This is a genomic window from Pedobacter jaeyakensis (genome assembly GCF_054461315.1).
Genome location: NZ_CM136921.1, coordinates 894,771 through 918,359 on the forward strand (window position 1 = coordinate 894,771; position 23,589 = coordinate 918,359).

Consider the following 23,589-nt stretch of genomic DNA (forward strand, 5'->3'; position numbering starts at 1 on the left):
AAATTATTACATGAAAAAACATATATGGTTATTTCCTGTAGCAGCTCTACTTACATTTAGCGCGTCTGCTCAGGATAAGAAAAAAGCACTGGAGAAAACGGTCGACTCGGTGAAAAAAGTTATTGCTCCACCAGCCAAGGCGAGTATCACAGAGAAAATTAAGTCCAGCAAGAAAATTGATGGCCTCTTTACACTGTATAAAGATACAGTTACAGGTAGTTTGCAGCTCTATGTAAAGAAAGACCAGCTGGGTAAAGATTTTATTTACCAAAGCTTTTCAATGGGCGGACCAACTACCTTATTCTTAAACCAGAATATGATTAGAAGTACCATTTTATTCCATATTAGTAAAGCAGATGATAAAATTGAATTCCTTCAGGAAAATACCAATTTCTATTATGATAAAGCTAATCCGGTAAGCAAAGCCTCAAACGTAGACGTCTCTGATGCTGTTTTTTATTCTGATAAATTTAGCGCAAGTGACTCAACAGGATATCTGATTGGCGTTGACGGTTTATTTATGAGTGAGAAACTCGACCCAGTAAAACCTATGACGCCTCCGGGGATGCCGCCAGGTGCGATGTTTAATTTAGGAGGGCTAAATACTTCTAAGTCGAAATACACAGCGGTAAAGTCCTTTCCGGGCAATACGGATGTTGTAGTAGATCTTGCTTATGATAACCCGATGCCATTTAATGGAGGAGGAAAAGATATTACCGATGCCAGATATGTTAGGGTAAAAATGCAGCATTCGTTTATGGAGGTTCCTAAAAATGACTTCCGTCCACGTAAGGATGATCCAAGGGTGGGTTATTTTGGTGCAGAAGTTGATAACCTTACCTCGCTATCTCCAACCCCATATAAGGATTTTATTAGTCGCTGGTATTTGAAGAAAAAAGACCCCTCTGCCAAATTGAGTGAGCCAGTAGAGCCAATTGTTTTCTGGATCGAGAACACTACCCCAATTGAGTACCGCCCAATTATTAAAGAAGCAGGGGAAAAGTGGAATGAAGCATTTGAAAAGGCTGGTTTTAAAAATGCAGTTGTGATGAAACAAATGCCTGATAATGCCACCTGGGATCCTTCAGATATTTCTTATAACGTAATCCGCTGGGTTTCTTCAGCCTATCCTTCTTACGGTGCAATTGGCCCAAGTTTCTTTAACCCCTTAACAGGGCAAATTCTTGGTGCAGATATTACTGTTGAATGGAAATCAGGTGCTGGTGTTGCCATTCAGGACGAACTTTACAACGGTGGAAGTGCTGCTGCAATTTCTTTGCCTTGGGAAAATCCAATTCAAGCAATGGCTCAAACACAACAGGGGCACATGAGCTTCGATAAAAGCCACATGGCTAGTTGTACATTGGCCCAAGAGTTAAGTGCACAATACCAAACAGGCTTGTCTGCAATTGAAGTATTGGATGCAGACGCTCCTGAGGCAGTGAGAGCAGCAACTGTAAAAGAGATGCATAAGCAATTTCTTTATTATCTGATTATGCATGAGATGGGTCACACTTTAGGCCTTAATCACAACATGAAAGCCAGCCAAATGCTTAGCCCAGCACAAATGAACGACACAAAATTAACCAGGAAAATTGGTTTGCAGGGATCTGTAATGGATTATCCAGCCATTAACGTGAGCAGCGACCGCAGCAAACAGGGTGATTATTATACGACCAAAGCTGGCCCATATGATCTTTGGGCTATTGAATACGGTTATACGCCGTTTTCAGAAGCTGAAGAAGAGGCAGGACTAAATAAAATTTTAAATCGCAGTACTGATCCACAACTTGCCTTTGGTAATGATGCTGATGACATGCGTAGTCCGGGTGGTGGTATAGATCCTCGTGTAAATGTTAACGATCAGACCAATGATATGGTTACGTATGGAGAAGATAGGTTTAAGTTGATCAACACCATGATCCCTAAATTAAAATCCAGATTCAGTAAGCCAAACCAGAGCTATCAGGAACTTCGGAGCCGCTATCAGCAACTAAACGGACAACGCTCTAGTATGGCTACAGCACTAAGTCGTTTTGTAGGTGGTGTATATGTAGACAGGAGTTTTGTTGGCCAGAAAACAACAACAGCACCTTTTACACCCGTTCCTGAGGCTTATCAAAAAAAATCATTGGAATTGTTAAGTAAATATGTTTTTGCTCCAGATGCATTTGATGCTGATAAAGCGCTATTCCCATATCTACAAATACAACGTAGGGGATTCGGTTTCTCAGGAAATAATGAAGACATCAAGCCGCAAAGTACATTCCTCTCGCTACAAATGAGTACGCTTGCGCAGTTGTTACACCCTTCAACATTAAGTAGGATTAATAACAGCGGATTGTACGGCAATACCTATTCGGTTGCCAGCGTTTTAAATGACCTTTCTGACGATATATTTGCTGCCGATCTTAAAAGCAATGTTAACCTATTCCGCCAAAATCTTCAAACAGAATATGTAAAAGCGCTTACAGCTATCGTGGCTTCACCAGGTGGTTACGACAATGCAAGTAAGGCTGCAGCCTTATCAAGTTTAGTAAAACTTAAAGATCAGTTGGGGTCAGCAGTTAGTTCTGATGAACAAACAAAGGCACATAGAACTGCACTTAATTTTATAATTGATAAAGCGCTATCGGTAAATAAATAATTCGATAAAGCAGTACCCGTTAAAACGGAGTTCAAAAATAGAAAGTCCGGATGTACTGAAGATATTTCAGACAGCCGGACTTTTTATTTGTAGGTATCTTAATGTATCCGGCTTTTCAAAGATTCCTTGATGTGTCCATGCCACTCCGGTTTTAAAATGCTGAGAATAATAGAATCCCTTCTATTTCCATCTGGCAGTTTTAGGCTTTGCCTTAATACGCCTTCTGGAGTACAGCCTATACTTTTCATGGCAGCTATACTGCGCTCATTTCTAAGGTCGGCTCTAAACTCAACTCTTTCCATGCCCAATGTTTCAAAAGCAAACTGAAGCAACAGGTATTTGCAACGCTTGTTTATTCCCGTGCCCCTGCTTCGCTCTGCGTACCAGGTATAGCCTAACTGTGTAGTTTGATGATATGGCTGGATGTCGTAAAATCTGGTACAGCCTACATATTGCTCTTTTAATTTGTCGAAAACTATAAACGCATAGCTGGTCTGATTATCGCGTTGCTTCAAAGCATCAGTAATATAAGCTAGCATTCCATCCTCGCCAATCAGGCTTACAGCCGAATACTTCCAGGTATCTGGTTCATTCAATGCATAGGGAGCTAGTAATTTGTAATCTGACGAAGTAAGTGGGCGTAATCGAACGCGATCATCCTCCAGGATATAATTATTAGAAAAGTCCATAAACGAAAGTAAGAGATTATAGTCAAGTCTCCCACTTGTTCGATGTTTTCCCTAGCTTTCTCCCATATAAGTGCCGTTGAAAGTACTTTTTGAGGGAGAATCGTGGGAGAAAGGCAGGAGAAAGTAGGAACATGTTGTGAACCGTTCTATAACTTGTAGAAATGCAGGATGTGTGCTATCTTTATCAGATTATGAAACCGAACAGAAGAAAATTTCTAGGAACTGCTGCGGCGCTTGCTGCAGGTACGGTTGCCGCCAAAGCAATGCCTTTTACAAATATGGAAAATAAATATCCCGTGGTTCACCATGTGTTCTTCTGGTTAAAGAACCCAGATTCAAAAGAAGACAAAGACAAGCTGATTGCAGGTTTAAAAAAGCTGAAGAAGATCGAAACAGTTAAAGAGCTTCATGTAGGCGTTGTGGCCTCAACCGAAAAAAGGGATGTGGTAGATACAAGCTGGAGTGTATCAGAATTAATGTTTTTTAGTGATTTAAAAGGACAGGAAGTTTATCAAACGCATCCACTTCACCTGGAGTTTATTAAAAACTGTAGCCCACTTTGGGAAAAGGTTGTTGTTTATGATGCTTTGGAGGCATAAAGAGAAACATATTCTTTAAGTTTGAAAAAAAATTAAATTATGTATAGCATTTTAAAGAGCGCTCACTCCGGTTGGCGTTACATTGTTTTAACTTTATTGATTCTGGCTTTCATACAAGCGTTTACAGGTTGGCTAGGTAAAAAACCTTATACTGAAGGAAACAGGAAATTTAATGTGTTTACACTAATTTCCGCGCACATACAGTTATTGATTGGGCTAATTCTTTACTTTATGAACGATTGGTATAAAGCGGATAGCAGTGTAGCAATCGGCAGGTATTGGAAAATGGAACACATTGGTATGATGGTACTTGCTATTATTTTAATTACTTATGGTAATGCGAGATCGAAGAAAACTACAGATGAGGGACCAGTTAGGCACCGTAATATTGCTTTATACTTCGGGCTTGCGTTAGTGCTGATTGTTGCGGCAATTGTAGCAATGGTTAAAGCTGATCCAACACGCTCATTGTTTGGGGTTTCATAAAATTGACAATTTAATTTTGCTTTGTAACTTTTATTTATATTTTTGTTGGACATGATTAACAATATACATACTTGGCAATGGCATAGCAATTCTGAAAAGAGTTTCGTCGAATCCTCGTGTACCTTATAGTTTATCAACCTAAACCAAACCACATTGAAGACCCGACGTAGACCACACGCCGGGTTTTTGTTTTTTACAACTAATTTAAAATGAGATCCTGAAACAAGTTCAGGATAACGAGTATGAGTAATTATAAAATCAGTACTGCTTACAAAAAGAGACTTGCAGATACCACTACACCGGTAAGCATTTATTTGAGGCTTAGGGATGTTTTTCCGAATACTATCCTTTTGGAGAGTTCAGACTACCATAGTCGCGAGAACTCCGTTAGTTATGTTTGTGCTAAACCCGTATCAGGTATCGTACTGCAGAATGGCTTGCTGAAAACTTATTTTCCTGACGGCAGGAAAGAAGAAAAAGACAGCTTTGTGCTTACGGAAGAAATAGAGCGTTTCAAAGCGGAATTTACACCAGACCGGCTGGAGGATAAGCGTTACATTTCCAGCGGACTATTTGGTTATTTTACCTGGAATGCTGTGCAGCATTTTGAAGATATTGTTTTCACTGCACAATCTCCTAAGCAGGAAGAAATACCAGTTATGCAATATCATATTTACAGATACATCATTGCAATTGACCACTTCAGGAACGAGATCACCTTGTTTAAAAATACGTTTAATGGGGACGATACTGATGATTTGGAAAAGATAGAGTATATCATCAGGAATAAGAATTTTCCAGAATATAGCTTTAAAACTAATGGCGAAGAGACTTCTAACCTAAAAGACCAGGATTTCAGGGATATTGTTGAAAAGATGAAAAAGCACATTCTTAGAGGGGATGTGTTTCAGATTGTACCGTCCAGGGCGTATAAGCAAGCTTTTTTAGGAGATGAGTTTAACGTATACCGCTGTTTAAGATCTATTAATCCTTCGCCATATCTCTTTTATTTTGATTATGGAAGTTTTAAGCTATTTGGCTCCTCACCAGAAGCACAAATTACAATAAAGAACAGTGTGGCAAATATTTTTCCTATAGCCGGAACGTTTAAACGGACAGGTAATGATGAGGAAGACGCGGAACAAGCCAGGAAACTGGAGAATGACCCTAAGGAAAGTGCTGAGCATGTGATGTTGGTAGATTTAGCACGTAACGATTTAAGCAGGCATTGTACTGGTGTTGAGGTTAAATCTTTTAAAGAAGTACAATACTATTCTCATTTGATCCATTTGGTATCAAAAGTTTCAGGGAACCTGCAGGCCAATATACCTGCCTTTAAAATTGTGGCTGATACCTATCCGGCAGGTACTTTAAGCGGGGCACCAAAATACAGGGCGATGCAACTAATTGATGAGTACGAAGGGTTGGGCAGGAATTTTTATGCAGGTGCACTGGGCTACATGGGCTTTAACGATGAGTTTAACCATTGCATCATGATAAGAACCTTTATGAGTAAAAATAATGATCTTCATTACAGGGCAGGGGCAGGCATAGTAGCAGATTCCATTGCAGAAAATGAGCTAAATGAAGTAAATAACAAAATTGCTGCGTTGAGAAAAGCAATTCAAATGGCAGCTGATATTTAATAAAAAATGAAAGAGATGAAAGACATGCCTAATAAGGTATTGGTTATAGATAATTATGATTCCTTTACTTACAATCTGGTGCATTTAGTAAATGAGCTGGGTAGAGATGTTGAGGTGTGGCGTAATGATAAATTTGAACTGGCCGATGTAGGTCAGTTTGAAAAGATTTTGTTGTCTCCGGGGCCTGGAATTCCGGAAGAAGCTGGTTTGCTGCTTGATGTGATTAAAACCTATGCGCCGACAAAAAGTATATTCGGTGTATGTTTAGGGCAACAGGCTATTGCAGAGGCTTTTGGCGGTAGCTTATTGAATCTTGGCAGGCCAATGCATGGAATTGCAACGCCTATAACCGTGACCGATAAGGATGAGCTGTTATTTAAAGACTGTCCGGAGGTAATTAACGTAGGCAGATACCACTCTTGGGTAGTCAGCAACGAAGGCTTGCCTGATTGCCTAACTGTGACTGCAACAGATCATACTAATGAGATTATGGCATTGAGACACAAGGTGTTGGATGTTCGTGGTGTTCAGTTTCACCCCGAGAGTGTGCTTACTGAATATGGAAAACAGATGATGAAAAACTGGTTAGAAAGCTAATATGAATATTTTAGATCAGATTGTTTTAAGGAAAAAAGTAGAGGTTGCGGAAGCTAAGCAATTGGTTTCTGTTGAGCAGCTAAAACAAGAGGTGCATTTTAAAAGGGAGACTTATTCTTTCAAAGAATTTCTATTGGCCCCAAACCGGACAGGTATTATTGCGGAATTTAAGCGCAGATCTCCTTCTAAAGGAGTGATTAACGGAATTGCAAAGGTTGCTGATGTTACCAATGGTTATGCTCTTGCTGGTGCATCGGCGCTATCTGTGCTAACGGATGTGGACTTTTTTGGTGGTAAGTCTGAAGATCTTTTAGAAGCCAGGGCTGCCAATACTATTCCGATATTGAGAAAAGATTTTATGATAGATCAATATCAGCTGCTTGAGGCAAAAGCCTGGGGTGCCGATATCATCCTTTTAATAGCAGCAATTCTATCTCCTGCTGAAATCAAAGCGCTTGCAGGCTTTGCCAAAGATTTAGGACTTAACGTATTGTTGGAGGTCCATAATCAAGAAGAACTCGAGCGAAGCATTTGTGATGATCTAGACGCGATAGGGGTAAACAATAGGAATCTGGCTGATTTTACAGTGAATATCCAAACATCATTTCATTTGGTAAAGCAAATCCCGGATCAGTTTATGAAAATTTCTGAAAGTGCCATTAGCAATACGCACACAATTAAGGATTTAAAGCTAGCAGGGTTTAATGGGTTTCTTATTGGAGAGAATTTTATGAAAACTTCTGACCCTGCACTAGCCATGCGCAGCTTTGTGACTGAATTGAACTCGGTATAACTTTTGTATCTTTGTACTTTACAATGGGAAAACAAAAATATTACGATACAGCGCTTAAGCAGGAACGCGCGATACTTGTTGGGGTAGTCAGACCTGGGGAAAAGGCTGAGGAGACCAGGGAATATCTAGACGAGCTTGCCTTTTTGGTAGATACAGCGGGTGGTGTGGTGGAGCATGAATTTACTCAAAAGATGCTGAAACCGGACCGTGCTACCTTTGTTGGCACAGGAAAATTAGAGGAAATACAGGCTTATGTCAAGTCTGAAGAGATAGATATGGTGGTGTTTGACGATGAATTATCGCCATCACAACTTCGTAATATTGAACGTGAGCTACAGGTTAAGGTATTGGATCGGAGTAACCTGATTTTAGATATTTTTGCTAGTCGTGCGCAAACTGCACAAGCTAAAACCCAGGTAGAACTGGCACAACTCCAATACCTTTTGCCAAGGCTAACCAGGCTTTGGACCCACCTTGAGCGACAAAAAGGAGGGATTGGTATGAGGGGCCCCGGGGAAACTCAGATAGAGAGCGACAGGAGGATGATTTTGGAGAAGATTTCGTTACTGAAGGGCAGGTTAAAATTGATAGATAAGCAAAATGAAACCCAACGAAAGAATCGTGTTGAGCTAATCAGAGTTGCACTTGTTGGCTATACCAATGTAGGCAAGTCTACCATCATGAATATGCTTTCTAAATCAGAAGTTTTTGCTGAAAATAAGCTGTTTGCAACATTGGATACAACAGTTAGAAAGGTTGTTATAGAAAACCTTCCTTTCTTGTTGTCAGATACGGTAGGTTTCATCAGGAAATTGCCTCATCACCTTGTGGAGTGCTTTAAATCAACACTGGATGAAGTAAGAGAGGCAGATATACTTATTCATGTAGTTGATGTATCACATAGTCATTTTGAAGATCAAATCAATGTGGTTAATGAAACCTTGAAAGAATTGGGTGCCAGGGATAAGCCAACCATCATGGTTTTTAATAAAATTGATGCCTATGTGAATCCTGAACTTAAGGATGAAGAAGGCGAGCCAGTAATCTTAACACTGGATGATTTTAAAAAGAGCTGGATGGGTACAAATAATGCTCCAGCACTATTTATATCTGCCCTGCATAAGGAGAATTTGGAAGAATTTAAGCAATTATTGTACGATAAAGTTGTGGCATTACATACAGAACGCTACCCCTATGATAAGCTGTTATACTAGTTGAGAGTTGTTATAGAATAAAGAAATTATGGAAAGTAAACGTCAACAAAAATTTGCCGGTGTATTACAGGAAGAGCTGGCAGGCATTTTTCAGCGCGAAGGGTCGGCTTATTTACCCAATACCCTGGTTACGATAACTAAGGTTCGGGTATCTCCTGATCTTGCTGTCGCTAAGGTTTATTTGAGCTTTCTGAATACCAATAATACCACACTTTCTGTTGCCGAGGTGAACTCGCATGTGGGAGAGATTCGTTACAAATTAGGTTCAAGAATACGCCATCAGGCGAGGGTCGTTCCTACATTAACTTTTTTTGTTGATGATACCAACGAGTATGTGGAGCATATGGATAAGATCTTTGATAAGATCTCAAGAGAGCGTAAAGAAGACGAAGAGCAGGCAGGTTAGCCATGAAACAGGTAGTAGATTTTATTATTGGTAAGGATAGTCTTTATCATTTTGATTTCACTATCAAGAACAAGGAATTAACTACAGTGGATTTAAGTGATACAGACTTTTTTTCTCACTGGGTTAATCGAAAGTTACAACAAAGCAACTGTAGGTACGGCATAGGCGGCTATAATGAGCATCGTACTATTTATAGTCGCAGTGCCCATTTCGATACGGAGGAGGAACCCAGGAGATTACATTTGGGGGTAGACATCTGGGGCGCTGTAGGCACACCTGTATATAATTTTAACGATGCAGTTGTGCATAGTTATCATTTCAATAATAATTTTGGGGATTACGGGGCTACCATCATTCTTAAGTATGAGCTCAATGGCCTGCACTTTCACGTCTTATATGGGCACCTTAGTCTTTCGGCTCTGGATGGATTGAAAGCAGGAATGCCAATTGCTGCCGGGGAAAAATTCGCTTCATTTGGTAAGAAAGAAGAAAATGGCTATTGGCCACCGCATTTACATTTTCAGGTAATAAAAGATATGGAGGGGCTAACTGGTGATTATCCAGGCGTTTGTCGATATTCCGAAAGCGAAGCATTTCTGGAGAATTGCCCTGACCCGTTGTTTATTCTATGCAATACATTTGGAACTAACTCGTTTTAAATTGCGTAGATTTAAGTATGAGACGACTTCTTTTTGTTTTGTTGACATTTTCGGGATTTTACCTCCATGCCCAGCCATCATTAAAAGGTGGGCTGGAATCTTTCATCCAGAACAATAAGATCTATCCTAAATATTCCCTATCCAATTGCATTAGCGGAACAGTTACCATTGCCTTCAAGCTTAATAATAAAGGGAGGGTATACTATTCTGAGGTGAGAAAAGGAATTGGAACTGATCTCGACGATGAAGCGTTGCGATTAATTAGGTTAAGCAGCGGTAAGTGGACAGTGCCTCAGGGTCATGATAGTACTCTAGTAGTTATTGCGCCTATATCTTTTAAACTTACAGATTGCGAAGGGCGTACACCTCAAGATGTTAAGGCGGCCATTGAAGCGTATAAGGCAAATACCGATTTGACGAACGCGGTATTAAATTATTATCGGGATAAAGAAATGAATAAAAAGCCAGGCATAACTGAAAGTAAAGCCTCGGAATTGAAAGCCTTGTTGGGCTACGATGATAGTTATTTATTGCAGCGTTTACAAGATGGTAAACAAAAGATAAGGCAGGGCGATCTGCAGGGCGCCTGCGAAGAATTTAAATTTATCAAATATATGGGATCTGACCTTTCTAAAGAGTTATTGGCTAAATATTGTAAGTGAGGTTAAACAATAACACTAATTGCTGCTTTGATAATGGTGGCGTCGACTTTGTTTACCTTGCCTAAATACTCTCCATCTACTTGAAAATGTGCTTTGTGCTTGGTTTTAATGGTCAGTTCCGTAGTTTGAAACACCTCTATGTTTTCTGGGTTTAGCTTCATTTCTGTGAACTTTAGCTTCAAGATTTCCATTACAGAATACTTTTTGACAAGTACCACTTCAAAGACCTGATCGTCAAGCTTTCCATCGGGATTGATTTTTACACCTGTACCATACATCGTAGCATTGGCTATAACTACCATTGCCGCCTCAGAACGGATCATTTTATTTTTGATTTTAAAGGCAACTTCCATTTTATGGTGGCTCCACAGTGCCTGCCATGCAGCTTTTGTATAGCCCCACATGCCTCTGTGCCCAAGATTATCGAATTTTTTAACCAAGTATGCGTTAAAGCCAATATCTGCGAGGTGAATACACAATTCATCATTAACAGTTACTGCATGAATTTTTTTTGGTGTTCCCTGTAAACATACCTCCAAAGCTAAAGCAGGCTCTAAAGGAATCCCTAACTCTTTAGCCATTCCATTAGCTGATCCGGCAGGTATAATTCCGATAGGAGTATCTGTACCTAAAAGGCAATCAGCTACCAGCTTTAAGGTGCCATCACCTCCAACCGCAATAACTTTATCTGCTTTGGCTGTGGTTATTTTGTCTTTTAGCTTTTGAATGGAGCATTTTTTTGGGAGTGTGTAGATCTCAAAAATATGACTCGTTTTTGAGAGATGGTTTTGAATAACCTCTTTCAAATCTGTCTGACCGTTGCCTGATCCTGGGTTTAAAATAAAAAGTAAGTTCTGGGTTTTGCCAGCGTTGGACATGGTGTATTATTTAATTACACAAACAAGTTTAATGGTACACTGTTTTGATAAGTAATGAATAAATCTACAAGTGTTAAAGTTTACCACGGATACGGGCATACAAATAACCTGGTGGTATACGGGCATGTTTTCAGGTTTAAAGCCAAAACAACTCAGAAGTTTAGCAATAGTCTTTTTGTAAACATCGTACACTTGTTTAAACTCTTTATCTTAAAGCCTTATCCTTTTGTTAAAGTTAGGCTAACTTTTAATGGGCAGGAAGTTTACAATAGAACAGAATACGATGGATTCTTCAAATTTGAATGGAAAGCCAATAATGAGGTTAAAGCTGGCTGGCATGGCGTACAGGTAGAAGCCATTGCAGATGACGGCTCCGTACTGGCAATAGGTCAGGGAAAGATTTACGTTCCACATATTACTCAATATGCTTTCATTTCTGATATAGATGACACCATAATGGTCTCTCACTCTGCAACGATTAGTAAAAGACTGAGAGAACTGTTCATTAAAAATCCAAGAACAAGGAAGACTTTCAAGGATGCGTACACTCATTACAAATTATTGGCAAATGCACATACTGACAGCGATCAGCCAAATCCTTTTTTTTATGTTTCCAGCAGCGAATGGAATTTATATGACTATTTGGTAGAAACCTTCAGGTTCAACAGATTACCCGAAGGAGCTTTTTTACTAAACCAGATAAAGCGATGGAAGGATTTGATTAAGACAGGGAAGACAGGTCATGAAGGAAAATTGATCCGCGTGATGCGAATCCTCGATGCATTTCCCAATCAGAAGTTCGTTTTCTTTGGTGATAACTCTCAGAGAGATCCTACCATTTATACTGCGATTGCAGAAAAATATCCCCAGAATATTGCTGCAGTATACATTAGAAACGTTAGGAAGGATAAGGAATTCGACACCAATGAGCTTTTAAAAAGGATCAGTCGCCAGCAAATTAGTACTTGTTTATTTGACACGAGTAAAGAAGCGATAGAACACTCCAAAAGTATTGGGCTGATCGCACAATAGTCTTATTATTGTAAATGGTTTTTAGATTGCCTGATGATCAAGTTATTTTTCCTAATCCAAGATTGGCTGATCCCGACGGTCTGCTTGCCGTTGGTGGTGACTTAAGTTTGGAGCGGTTGCTTCTAGCTTATCAGAATGGCATATTCCCTTGGTTTAGTGAAGAAGATCCCATTTGCTGGTACTCCCCTCACGAGCGTTGTGTAATTTACCCTAAAGATGTTAAAGTAAGTAAGAGTATGAATAAGGTGCTTAAATCTGGAATGTTCAGCGTCACATACAACACAGCTTTCGAGGACGTGATTTTAAATTGTGCAAAAATAGGAAGGAAAGATCAGCCTGGGACGTGGATTACCCAAGAAATGCAAGTAGCCTATATTGACCTATTTGAGAAAGGATACGCAGGTAGTGTTGAAGTATGGATGAATGAAAAGCTTGTTGGTGGCTTATATGGGGTGATCTTAGGAAAGGTATTTTGTGGAGAAAGTATGTTTAGTTTAGTTAGCAATGCATCAAAAGCAGCACTCATCAATCTGTGTATGTCAAGGCATTACGGACTTATCGACTGCCAAATCCCAAATGATCATCTATTGAGTCTGGGTGCGACGATGATTGAAAGAACTAAATACATGGAATGGCTTAATGTTTAGCTTAAGATCTCCTGGATATCCTCTTTGCTTAAGGATTTTATAAAACTTTCTTCCGTGGTGATCAAAGAACTTGCCAGTCTTTTTTTTCTGTTTTGTAGTGCCAGAATCTTTTCTTCCACAGTATCTTTAGCAATGAACTTGTAAATAAATACTTTCTTTTCTTGTCCAATACGATGGCTTCTGTCAATTGCCTGCTGCTCTACGGCAGGATTCCACCATGGATCTAAAATAAATACATAGTCAGCTTGTGTCAGGTTGATGCCTACACCACCGGCTTTAATGGAGATTAAAAACACTTTTAAATCGGTGTTCATTTGGAAATCCGCTACGATTTCCCCACGGTTCTTTGTTGAGCCGTCTAAGTAGGCAAATGGAATGCGCTCTCGCTCAAAGTATTTTTTGAAGATGGCCAGATGCTTTACGAATTGTGAGAAAATAAGGACTTTATGCCCTCCCTTAAGTACGTTGTCCAATGTATGAATGACGTTTTCAAATTTCCCGGAATCCGAATCATATTCATCATCAATCATTATTGGATGGTTTGCCAGCTGACGTAAGGCAGTTAACCCTTGAAGTAATTGCACTTGTTTTTTCTTGAACGATCCATCATCCATACTGCTCAGTAGATCGTTTCGATACGCTGATTTTGTTTTCTCATAAGAAGCGGCCTGATCTTCGCTCATTGTGCAATAAAATATCTGCTCGGTTTTTGAAGGGAGCTCTGCGGCTACTTGTTCTTTTGTTCTTCGTAAAACAAAAGGCTTGATGATGGCCTGCAGCTTTTTCGCTTTGTCTTCATCTTTGCGTTTTTCGATGGACTGTACGTACTCTTCATTAAAGAATGACTGGGTACCCAAAAGACCTGGATTTAAGAACGTTAGCTGGGTCCATAGGTCACTCACTGAGTTCTCTACCGGCGTACCGCTCAATATCAGCTTATTTTTAGATTTGAGGACTTTAACAGCCTTAAAGGACTTAGACGTAGGGTTTTTTATGTTCTGACTTTCGTCTAGAATGATGTAGTTGAAATAATAATTCTTTAAAATTTCTACATCTACTCTGGTAATGCCATATGTAGTGATTATGATATCATATTTTGCAAACTTAGTTACATCTTTGTTTCTTGAAGTACCAGTATGCGCATGGATTTTTAGCTTTGGAGTGAATTTCTTTGCTTCATTTAGCCAGTTGTAAATTAAAGAAGTGGGCATCACTATTAATGAGGTACTGTGTGCTAATGTCTGCTCATCTTCTTCCTTTAGCTTTTGGAGCATTGCCAGAGTTTGAATGGTTTTACCTAAACCCATATCATCTGCCAGGCAACCGCCAAAGTTATATTCTCTCAAAAAGCTAAACCAGTTGTAACCCGCCTTTTGATAACTGCGCAGATCTCCTTTGAAATTTACCGGCATTTGCATATCTGCGATGTTTTCAAAGTTGTTTAACTTCTCTAACTTTCTGCTGAGGGTAACATTCGCAATACCATCTTCTGCAAGTTCATTAATTAAACCGATGTGGTGTTTTTTTAGACGAAGGTTTTTGGATACATCAGCAAGGCTAAACAAGCTGCCATATTGCGTAAACCATTTTTCAGGAATGATAGCTATCGATCCATCTGGCAAAGTAAACTCCCTTTTCTTGTTTAAAATATGCTGTTTTAAAGAGATAAAGGGTATTGGATGATTGCCGAAATAAACGATGGCATTTATGTCAAACCAGTCATTGTCTTCCTTAACGTCGAAATCTATCTTGTTTGTTGCGAATAGAAACTTTTTGGATCCGGTTGGTGCTTCAATTTCAAAACCTTTTTCCGTAAGCGTCAATATATGTTCGTTAACCCAATTGATCATAGAGTATGCATTGGCCTCTTCTTGATGAAGGGTAACTACTTCCATATTATAAAATAAGGGGCTAACTTTTTTTAAGCCCATTCCTAGCAGTAGGTTGAAGGTAGACTTTTCAAAAGTTGAGTCTCTCTTTATTCTGGTGAAGGTGTAGTTGTCGCCATCTTTCAATAGTCGGACAGTAATTTTTTTTTCGCTACCCATAGTGAATGCATGTTCACCATATTTAAAATAAAGTTGTAGCTGAGAAATGCCATTTTCTACATATATTACTTTGATAACAGGTATTGGATTAAATCTTGCGGTTTTAATCTCAAAACCCTCTGCGTAAACATGATATTTTTCAATCAAAGGGGCAACAAATTTCTGAAAGTAAGTCTCTTCGGTAGCTTTTGGTATGGTGATGAAGCGCTTATTTAAGAAAGGTAAAAGTTTTTTGCCTTCGATGTCCTGCTCAAAAAAATAAATCATATCATTTAGAAGTAGCCAGGCTGGTTGGTTACTGATGATCTGAGCATCCTTAAACATGAAATCTATACGAAGGTCCTGATATTTTATTGTCGGAAAATAACGGGTTTCCTCCTCATTTCTCCTGAAATGGAAAAGTACAGTAGAAGGTGATGTTGCAATGTCTATCTTTCGCTCGGCGGGCCAGCCATCGTTATCTGTCAGGTATAAAGATGTTTTGGTCTTCAATACTTCCAGTACTTCTGATAGTCTTTTTTCAATTTTAGGACGTACGCTGTCGTAAAATTTATCTGTAAAGAACTTACTAAAGAATTCTACTGGTCTAACAGGTTTTTTATAGTATTTCTTTATGATGAAATCCTGCTCAGTCTCATCAAGTATCTTAATTAATTTGAAATCCTGTTCTGTTAGATGGGATGCAAATTCCCTGGCAGTATGAGAAAATAGTCTTTGATAGGTTAATGAAAAATCGCCCTGTGGATTTAATTGAACAATATGAGGTTCAATGAGATAGCCCAAATACGTATGCTTACATAATGAATATACAATTTTGCAAGGTTTGGTACTATCTACACGTAACATTTATCAGAGATTAAAACAAACGGATTGTAAGTATTTAAAATCTTTAAACATACATCAAATTGGAATGCTTTCAAATAAACATACTCATTATTCCATAATATTTATTTGTGTTGGTCAAAGATCAAATTTTATACCTTGCGCAAGCGGCAATGTATTTGCAAAATTTATGGTATTTGTTTGTCTGCGCATATAGGCCTTCCAGGCATCAGATCCGCTCTCTCTTCCTCCTCCAGTTTCTTTTTCTCCCCCAAAGGCGCCGCCAATTTCAGCTCCTGAGGTACCAATGTTGACATTGGCAATGCCGCAGTCTGAGCCTGAGACTGATAGGAAATGTTCAGCTTCGCGAAGATTTAGCGTCATTATTGAAGATGATAACCCTTGTGGTACTCCATTTTGCAGAGCGATGGCTTCATCCAGGGAGCTATACTTGATAAGATACAATATTGGCGCAAAGGTTTCCTGTTGGACTATTTCAAAATGATTGTCAACTTCCGCGATACATGGTTTTACATAGCATCCGGAAAGATACGCTTGCCCTGTTAAAACACCTCCCTCTGCAAGGAAATTTCCCCCTTCTGATTTACATTTCTCTATTGAACTTAAGTAATTATGAACAGCGTCGATATCTATAAGCGGTCCAATATGGTTGGTCTCGTCTAAAGGGTCACCAATTCTTAACTGACCGTAGGCGCTTACCAATTTAGAAGTAAATATATCATAGATGTCTTCATGGATAATTAACCTCCTTGTTGTTGTACAACGCTGTCCTGCGGTCCCTACTGCCCCGAAAACGGCACCAATAATTGCCATATCAAGATCTGCGTCTTTAGAAATGATGATCGCATTGTTTCCTCCCAGTTCCAAGATCGATTTGCCAAGTCGACCGGCGACGGCTACACTAACAGCCTTTCCCATTTTTGTAGATCCAGTTGCCGAAATCAAAGGAATATTACTGTCTTCACTCAACATCTTTCCGATGTCGGCACCCCCAATGATTAAGTTTGATACTCCGTCCGGTATGTCATTTGCGATAAGTACATTAGCAATGATACGCTGACAAGCGATTGCAGTTATTGGAGTTTTCTCTGATGGTTTCCAAACACAAACATTACCACAAACCCATGCCAATGCAGCATTCCAGCTCCAGACAGCTACAGGAAAATTGAATGCTGATATGATGCCTACAATTCCAAGAGGGTGCCATTGCTCATACATTCTATGTTCTGGCCGTTCAGAGTGCATGTTTAAACCGTAAAGTTGCCTGGATAAACCAACTGCAAAATCACATATGTCAATCATCTCCTGGACTTCACCTAATCCCTCCTGCAAACTCTTTCCCATTTCGTAAGATACCAGTGTTCCAAGATCGCGCTTATTTTTGCGTAGTGCGTCGCCAAATTGCCTTACAATCTCCCCCCGTTTGGGTGCTGGTAGTTTTCTCCAAATTATTGAAGCCGACTTGGCAGTTGCTATGACATGCTGATAATCATGTGTAGTAATTACTTCTACCATTGCTATAGAAAGTGCATCTACAGGTGAAAGACTATTGATGGTGGTTCCGTTATGTAAGTTAGACCACTTACTTCCTGTACTATAAGATGGGTTGATGTCTTTTATACCCAGTTTTTCCAGAACACTTTTGATATTGTCGCGCATATGTTATTATTATCGGGAGATCAGACGCAGGTTTTCGTGACCTTAAGATTACCCACGATAGGCTAAAGTTACGTTATTTTGTAAAACATTTCAGTCCAGGACCCCGATATCATTTATTATCAGTTATTTATAAGTAAGGCTGTTTGGATGTGGAAAATTATTTGAAAAGTTTTACAAATATTATTGTAAACTTATAAGATATAGTCAACAGGGATCTGTTCTTTAATCATTCGATATATGGAAGAGGAATTTTATTTTGAATTTAGTGACGATGCCCAACGTTCTGTAGAACGTTATGAAGAAATGATACGCAATCAGGATCAGTATTTCTTTGATGCACAGGCTTTCGAGAATATCATAGATTATTACATTGAAAAGAACGATCCTGTAAAAGCACTTCAGGTGATTGAATATGCTTTAAACCAGCATCCTTATGCTGCTGTTTTCTTAGTTAAGCAGGCCCAATTGTATTTCGTAACCGATCAATTAGAGCGCTCGTTTCTTGCATTACAGAAAGCAGAACTTTTAGAAGCATCCGAGTCGGAAATCTATGTCTTAAGAGGAAATATTTACAACAGCCTGGAGCGTTACTCTGAGGCGCTAGACAATTTTCAAGTTGCTTTAAAGTTCGCTGAAACCACAGATGAGATCTTGCTTCAAATTGCATATGTTTACCAAAATATGTTGGATTACGAGAGCGCAATAATTTATATAAAACAAAGTCTGGAGCTTAACATGGAAAATAAGGACGGGCTTTATGAACTTGCTTTTTGTTACGATATTTTAGATAAACAAGAAGAGAGTATTCAGTTTTATGAAGAGTATATCGATAAGGATCCTTATTCATATGCTGCCTGGTATAATCTGGCTAATTCTTACCATAAGCTTGATCTTTTTGAAAAAGCGATAGACGCGTATGACTATGCCATTTTGATAAAGGATAATTTTGCGTCTGCCTATTATAACAAGGGCAATGCATTGGTACAGTTAGATCGCTATGCAGAAGCAATAGAGGTTTATAAGCAAACTTTTGAGTATGAGAAGCCAAATGCGGATACTTATTGTGCAATTGGAGAGTGCTATGAGAAGCTTGAAAAAATGGATGAGGCGCGGTCCTATTATAAGAAATCTGTAAAAATGGACCCCAAAATGGCTGATGCCTGGTTTGGAATTGGGGTAACTTTAAACTTTGAGGAGCGCTTTTTCGAATCCTTACATTTTTACAGAAAGGCTATAGGACTGGATGACGAAAATCCTGATTTTTGGTTCGCAATGGCTGATGCCTATTATAAACTTGGGCAGATTGAGGAATCAGTAGAAGCATATTATAAAGTATTAGAATATAACCCATTAGATGTTGAAGCCTGGTTGGATTTTTCAACTGTACTGTATGAGCAAGGTAAGTTGCTCGAGGCATCTGAGACAATTGCCGATGCGATCAAGAATAATCCAGACGCAGCGGAGTTGTATTATCGCATGGTAGCCTATTTATTTGCACTCGGACAAAAGAATGATGCACTTATTTATCTTGAAACTGCACTGGCTATCGATCCGGAAAAACATTACATCCTTTTTGAATACTTACCGCAATTGCAGGAAAATGGGTCTATACTAGAAGTAATTAGTCGGTTCATAAAATAACAACTACCGGTTTATTAAATATTACTTGTAAAAACTGTCTGATTTTTTTCACCTTTGTGACTAATATGAATTACCCATTAAATAATATACCAGAGCGCCCTGTAAAACCCCGAAATAAAGGGATTACCATGGTAATGGACAAAGGACTAAGTTTGAGGCAAACGGAAGATTTTATAGATGTTGCAGGCGTTCATACAGATATTGTAAAACTAGGATGGGCAACTTCATTTGTAACACCTAAGCTGAAAGAAAAACTTTCCATTTATAAATCTGCAGGAATCCCAACATACTTTGGGGGAACATTGTTTGAGGCATTTATCATTAGAAATCAATTTGATGATTATTGCCGGGTATTGGAACAATTTGGAATGGAGTATGTTGAGGTTTCTGATGGATCAATTACTATCGAACACGATTTAAAGTGTGAGTATATCCAAAAGCTTTCTAAACATGTCACTGTGATATCTGAGGTTGGATCAAAAGATGCCGCAAAAATATTTGCTCCTTATAAATGGATTAAATTGATGCAGGCTGAGCTTGATGCTGGTTCCTGGAAAGTGATTGCAGAAGCCAGAGAAGGTGGGAATGTAGGAATCTATCGAGGTTCCGGGGAGGTTAGAGAAGGCCTGGTAGATGAAATATTAACGCAAATTCCAGAGGAAACCATCATTTGGGAAGCACCACAAAAAGAACAGCAGGTTTGGTTCATTAAATTATTAGGCACAAATGTGAATCTGGGTAATATCGCTCCGGCTGAGGTTATTCCTTTGGAAACCATTAGATTAGGTTTAAGGGGTGATACATTTGACTATTTTCTGAATCTTAATAACCAGTAATTCCAATGAGAAAATTTGGACTCATAGGTTTCCCCTTATCTCACTCTTTCTCTAAAAAATTTTTTGCTGCAAAATTTGACAATGAATCGATAACAGGTTGTGACTATGAGTTGTATCCATTGGAGAATTTCCAAATGTTTGAAAGTTTGATCAATGGCGATAAGCAACTGGAAGGATTAAATGTGACCATTCCATACAAATTAGAGGTATTAACGGTCTTGAATGAGGTCGATGACGCGGCTAAAGCTATTGGGGCGGTGAATTGCATTAAGATAGAACGGATAGCAGGGGTTGCATCTCTTAAAGGATATAACACGGACGCTTATGGATTCGAAGAATCTCTGAGGCCACTTCTAGAATCTGATCATAAAAAGGCACTTGTCTTAGGCGACGGCGGGGCGGCTAAAGCTGTTAAATATGTGCTGAATAAATTGGGGATACCATTTATCATTGTTGCAAGGAGGCCTTCGGAGGCATCAATTCTGTATTCTGACATTACCTCAGAGATGATGAAAGAATATACGATAATTATCAATACTACTCCTCTGGGGATGTCGCCAGATGTGGTATCATGTCCGGAGATTCCTTATGATAAATTGAGTCCAGCCCACTTGGTTTATGATCTGGTCTATAATCCTGAAGAAACTACCTTTCTAAACAAAGCAAGGATCAATGGATCGAAAGTTAAAAATGGTTTGGAAATGTTGTACCTCCAGGCAGAAAGATCATGGTATCTTTGGAATCAGTAGATGGGTAAACTAAGGTCAGTATTCTTTTTTCTTGTCTTTGCTTTGTTTTCCTGCAATGGTGATAGCTATGCGCCAAAGCCTCGTGGCTTTTATAAAATAGATTTTCCAACAAAGGCTTATCAAGAGTTCAACAAGGGTTGTGCCTATTCATTTGATTATCCCATTTATGCAGAGATGGTACCTGAGCCGTCCGGAAAATCGGGCAACTGCTGGTACAACTTATATTTTAAGCAATTTAATGGGAGGCTGCACCTAACTTATTATGATGTGCTTAATAAGGAAGAGTACGAAGGACTGGTCGAAGACGCAAGAACCTTCGCTTTTAAGCATACTGTTAAAGCCAATGCAATTGATCAAAAACTAATCAACTATCCAGAAAAGAAGGTTTACGGCATATATTATGCTATTGAAGGTAATACGGCATCTTCTGTCCAGTTTTTTTTAACTGATAGCGTTAAACATTATTTTAGAGGTGCTTTGTATTTTAATGAGCGCCCTCAATATGATTCAATTCAACCAGTGGTCACATTTATCAAAAAAGATATTGACAAAATGATCGAGACCTTTAGATGGCATAATTAACACTAATTATTATGATCAAAATCAAGAAGTTTACATTCAACCCCATAGGTGAAAACACCTATGTTTTATACGATGAGACGAACCAATGCGTAATTATCGATCCTGGAATGTACGACGGGGAGGAGCAAAATGAGTTGGTAAACTTTATAAAGCTTGAGAAGTTGACTCCTGTTCTGCTACTTAATACACATTGTCATTACGATCATGTTTTTGGAAACAAGTTTGTATTTGATAATTGGGGTTTGAAACCACAGTTTCATAAGGGCGAGCTTGTTGTATTACAAGCTATTGCTAGTTATTTGCCAGCTATGGGCCTTAGATATGATTTATCTCCTGAACCAGAAGTTTTTCTGCCTGAAACCGGATACGTATCGTTCGGTAAAAGTACTTTAGAACTTGTTTTCGCACCGGGCCATTCTCCTGCTCACCTATGCTTTTATGCTAAAGATGATAACTTTTTAATTGGTGGAGACGTTCTCTTTTACAATAGTATAGGACGCACTGATCTCCCTGGAGGAAATCATGCCCAATTAATAAATAGTATAAAGAATAACTTGTTTAAATTACCTGATGACTGTGAAGTCTACCCAGGCCACGGTCCGGCTACTACAATTGGATTTGAAAAACTACACAACCCATTCTTAACATAAAGCGCAGGACGTTGAATACGCCATTTTATATCGCCCGAAGGTATCTTTTTGCAAAGAAGTCTACTAATGCAATTAATATTATTTCAACAATTTCTGTTGTCGGTGTATTCGTGGGTAGCGCAGCCTTAATCATCATTTTATCGGTATTTAATGGATTCGGTGAGGTAGTGCTTAAAATGTTTAATACGATTACCCCTGAGATCATAATATCGCCGAAAGAGGGTAAAACTTTTGATCCTGGTTCTGCATATTTTAAAAGCTTGAAGAAGAATCCAGCTATTTACTCGTATTCGGAAGTTTTATCTGAAAACGCTCTGTTAAGATATAATGACAAACAGTCCGTTGGACTAGTTAAAGGTGTGAGTGAAGAATACTTGAGAAACAAAAGTTTGGACAGCATTACCGTTGAAGGAAGGTTTTTATTACACAATAGTTCAGGGTCATATGCTGTGTTAGGATCGGCGCTCCAAACGTATCTTATGGTCAACATAACTGATCCTTTCAATCAGCTTCAAATTTTCTCCCCGAAAAAAGGAAAAGCCTCAAATTCACTCAATCCGGCAGATGATTTTACTGTACTTTCAGTGCCTGTGTCAGGAATATTTGAGGTGCAGCAGGATTTTGATAACATCGCCGTTGTCCAGCTCCAATTTGCCAGGGAACTTCTTGGAGAGCCTATAAATATTTCTTCTATTGAGATAAACCTTAAACAGGGTGTTAATGCCGAAGATTTTAAAGAGGATATAGAAGCTAAAATTGGAAACAAGTTTGAAGTAAAAGACAGAATTCAGCAAAATAAAGTGCTCTATAATATTCTTGGAAGTGAGAAATGGGCCGTGTATATTATTTTAACATTCATATTAATTATCGCTATATTTAATATCATTGGCTCTTTGACCATGCTGGTGATTGATAAATTAAAAGACATAGCTATTCTCAGTAGTTTGGGGGCGGGAAAGTCACTTATCAGAAAGATTTTTTTATTTGAAGGCATGATGATTACCATGACCGGCTGTATGTTTGGCTTAATAATCGGCTTCATTTTTTGTCTTCTGCAGCAAAAATTTGGAATGGTTAAGATGTCTCAAGAGAACCTGATGATTTCTAATGCTTACCCTGTTGCTTTCAAGTGGACAGATTTTCTGCTGGTGTTTTCAACGGTTAGTCTTTTCTCTTTTGTGGCATCAGCTTTGTCAGCTAATTTGAGTGTTAAAAAAATTGATTATTTAAATCAACAATTATAATAGTATGAGCTTTTTCACGAGATCGATAATCCTTGCCATATCATTTATTACTATGCTTGTTGCTTGTGATCGGAAATCTGCAAACGAGGAAAAACATGTGCCGAAGATATTCAAAGGACTTTATAGTTTTGGCCCTGAGATCAAGTCTTTCACCGATTGTGAAGAGGGTAAAGAATATTGGGTTGCTGATAGTGCGAAAACGCTGGAGCTTGCTTATAGTAACTTTAACTTTGAAAAGCCTTACGAACCCGTATATATAGAGGTTGTATGTCATTTAATTAAATCAGACAGTTCTATAGTATCATCTGATTTTGATTCTACTATGGTGGTAACCAAAGTTCTTAAGATTACAAAAGAAATTCCGGACGGCCCTTGCAATTAG

23 protein-coding genes are annotated in these 23,589 nt (G+C 38.8%); 19 read left to right on the forward strand and 4 right to left on the reverse strand.

What is annotated here, in order from left to right; translation table 11 throughout:
* Positions 1–10 precede the first annotated feature (10 nt).
* The gene (locus tag ACXZ1K_RS04145; protein WP_458972115.1) at positions 11–2,647 is read left to right on the forward strand and encodes a zinc-dependent metalloprotease; all 2,637 of its coding nucleotides are present in this window, start codon (positions 11–13) and stop codon (positions 2,645–2,647) included.
* 98 nt (positions 2,648–2,745) lie between these two features.
* On the opposite strand, the gene ACXZ1K_RS04150 is transcribed toward ACXZ1K_RS04145, so the two are convergent.
* On the reverse strand, positions 2,746–3,336 hold the full coding sequence (locus ACXZ1K_RS04150; protein WP_458972116.1) for a GNAT family N-acetyltransferase: 591 nt from the start codon (positions 3,334–3,336) through the stop codon (positions 2,746–2,748).
* A 191-nt stretch (positions 3,337–3,527) separates the two neighbouring features.
* Between ACXZ1K_RS04150 and ACXZ1K_RS04155 the strand changes: the two genes are divergently transcribed.
* The 9 genes from ACXZ1K_RS04155 to ACXZ1K_RS04195 all read left to right on the forward strand — a co-directional run bounded on the left by ACXZ1K_RS04155 (position 3,528) and on the right by ACXZ1K_RS04195 (position 10,398).
* On the forward strand, positions 3,528–3,935 hold the full coding sequence (locus tag ACXZ1K_RS04155; RefSeq protein WP_458972117.1) for a Dabb family protein: 408 nt from the start codon (positions 3,528–3,530) through the stop codon (positions 3,933–3,935).
* Positions 3,936–3,974: 39 nt separating this feature from the next.
* The gene (locus ACXZ1K_RS04160) at positions 3,975–4,421 is read left to right on the forward strand and encodes a cytochrome B (protein WP_458972118.1); all 447 of its coding nucleotides are present in this window, start codon (positions 3,975–3,977) and stop codon (positions 4,419–4,421) included.
* A 242-nt stretch (positions 4,422–4,663) separates the two neighbouring features.
* On the forward strand, positions 4,664–6,067 hold the full coding sequence (locus tag ACXZ1K_RS04165) for an anthranilate synthase component I family protein (protein WP_458972119.1): 1,404 nt from the start codon (positions 4,664–4,666) through the stop codon (positions 6,065–6,067).
* Positions 6,068–6,091: 24 nt separating this feature from the next.
* Entirely contained in the window at positions 6,092–6,664 is a 573-nt protein-coding gene (locus ACXZ1K_RS04170; RefSeq protein ID WP_458973233.1) for an anthranilate synthase component II, read from the forward strand.
* 1 nt (position 6,665) lies between these two features.
* Positions 6,666–7,457 (forward strand): indole-3-glycerol phosphate synthase TrpC, encoded by a 792-nt coding sequence (trpC, locus tag ACXZ1K_RS04175; protein ID WP_458972120.1) that lies wholly within the window; start codon positions 6,666–6,668, stop codon positions 7,455–7,457.
* Positions 7,458–7,480: 23 nt separating this feature from the next.
* On the forward strand, positions 7,481–8,671 hold the full coding sequence (hflX, locus tag ACXZ1K_RS04180; RefSeq protein ID WP_458972121.1) for a GTPase HflX: 1,191 nt from the start codon (positions 7,481–7,483) through the stop codon (positions 8,669–8,671).
* 28 nt (positions 8,672–8,699) lie between these two features.
* On the forward strand, positions 8,700–9,077 hold the full coding sequence (rbfA, locus tag ACXZ1K_RS04185; RefSeq protein WP_458972122.1) for a 30S ribosome-binding factor RbfA: 378 nt from the start codon (positions 8,700–8,702) through the stop codon (positions 9,075–9,077).
* Positions 9,078–9,079: 2 nt separating this feature from the next.
* Entirely contained in the window at positions 9,080–9,736 is a 657-nt protein-coding gene (locus ACXZ1K_RS04190) for a peptidoglycan DD-metalloendopeptidase family protein (RefSeq protein WP_458972123.1), read from the forward strand.
* Between the two features lie 17 nt (positions 9,737–9,753).
* Positions 9,754–10,398: a TonB family protein gene (locus ACXZ1K_RS04195; RefSeq protein ID WP_458972124.1), complete on the forward strand. Its 645-nt coding sequence runs from the start codon at positions 9,754–9,756 to the stop codon at positions 10,396–10,398.
* Positions 10,399–10,400: 2 nt separating this feature from the next.
* Here ACXZ1K_RS04195 and ACXZ1K_RS04200 read toward each other — a convergent pair whose 3' ends face one another.
* Positions 10,401–11,276: a diacylglycerol/lipid kinase family protein gene (locus ACXZ1K_RS04200; protein WP_458972125.1), complete on the reverse strand. Its 876-nt coding sequence runs from the start codon at positions 11,274–11,276 to the stop codon at positions 10,401–10,403.
* Positions 11,277–11,330: 54 nt separating this feature from the next.
* On the opposite strand from ACXZ1K_RS04200, the gene ACXZ1K_RS04205 reads away from it, so the two are divergent.
* Both ACXZ1K_RS04205 and aat read left to right on the forward strand, forming a co-directional pair.
* Entirely contained in the window at positions 11,331–12,308 is a 978-nt protein-coding gene (locus ACXZ1K_RS04205) for an App1 family protein (RefSeq protein ID WP_458972126.1), read from the forward strand.
* 14 nt (positions 12,309–12,322) lie between these two features.
* Positions 12,323–12,955 carry a leucyl/phenylalanyl-tRNA--protein transferase gene (gene aat, locus ACXZ1K_RS04210; protein ID WP_458972127.1) on the forward strand — a complete coding sequence of 211 codons (633 nt, stop codon included), beginning with the start codon at positions 12,323–12,325 and terminating at the stop codon, positions 12,953–12,955.
* Here the strand turns inward: aat and ACXZ1K_RS04215 are convergent.
* Positions 12,952–15,849 carry a DEAD/DEAH box helicase gene (locus ACXZ1K_RS04215; protein ID WP_458972128.1) on the reverse strand — a complete coding sequence of 966 codons (2,898 nt, stop codon included), beginning with the start codon at positions 15,847–15,849 and terminating at the stop codon, positions 12,952–12,954. The two genes, aat and ACXZ1K_RS04215, sit on opposite strands and share 4 nt — an antisense overlap.
* A 114-nt stretch (positions 15,850–15,963) precedes the next feature.
* On the reverse strand, positions 15,964–17,505 hold the full coding sequence (amaB, locus tag ACXZ1K_RS04220; RefSeq protein WP_458972129.1) for an L-piperidine-6-carboxylate dehydrogenase: 1,542 nt from the start codon (positions 17,503–17,505) through the stop codon (positions 15,964–15,966).
* A 237-nt stretch (positions 17,506–17,742) separates the two neighbouring features.
* On the opposite strand from amaB, the gene ACXZ1K_RS04225 reads away from it, so the two are divergent.
* The 7 genes from ACXZ1K_RS04225 (at position 17,743) to ACXZ1K_RS04255 (ending at position 23,589) form a co-directional block, all read left to right on the forward strand.
* A complete protein-coding gene (locus tag ACXZ1K_RS04225; RefSeq protein ID WP_458972130.1) occupies positions 17,743–19,146 on the forward strand; it encodes a tetratricopeptide repeat protein in 1,404 nt (467 codons plus the stop codon).
* Between the two features lie 65 nt (positions 19,147–19,211).
* Positions 19,212–19,982: a phosphosulfolactate synthase gene (locus tag ACXZ1K_RS04230; protein ID WP_458972131.1), complete on the forward strand. Its 771-nt coding sequence runs from the start codon at positions 19,212–19,214 to the stop codon at positions 19,980–19,982.
* Positions 19,983–19,987: 5 nt separating this feature from the next.
* Positions 19,988–20,731: a shikimate dehydrogenase family protein gene (locus ACXZ1K_RS04235; RefSeq protein WP_458972132.1), complete on the forward strand. Its 744-nt coding sequence runs from the start codon at positions 19,988–19,990 to the stop codon at positions 20,729–20,731.
* Positions 20,732–21,313 (forward strand): gliding motility lipoprotein GldD, encoded by a 582-nt coding sequence (gene gldD / locus ACXZ1K_RS04240; RefSeq protein ID WP_458972133.1) that lies wholly within the window; start codon positions 20,732–20,734, stop codon positions 21,311–21,313. It begins immediately after the preceding gene.
* 11 nt (positions 21,314–21,324) lie between these two features.
* On the forward strand, positions 21,325–21,963 hold the full coding sequence (locus tag ACXZ1K_RS04245) for an MBL fold metallo-hydrolase (protein ID WP_458972134.1): 639 nt from the start codon (positions 21,325–21,327) through the stop codon (positions 21,961–21,963).
* Positions 21,964–21,974: 11 nt separating this feature from the next.
* Positions 21,975–23,207, forward strand: coding sequence for an ABC transporter permease (locus ACXZ1K_RS04250; protein ID WP_458972135.1), 1,233 nt, complete (start codon positions 21,975–21,977; stop codon positions 23,205–23,207).
* 4 nt (positions 23,208–23,211) lie between these two features.
* Complete coding sequence (locus tag ACXZ1K_RS04255) at positions 23,212–23,589, forward strand: hypothetical protein (RefSeq protein WP_458972136.1); 378 nt, start codon at positions 23,212–23,214, stop codon at positions 23,587–23,589.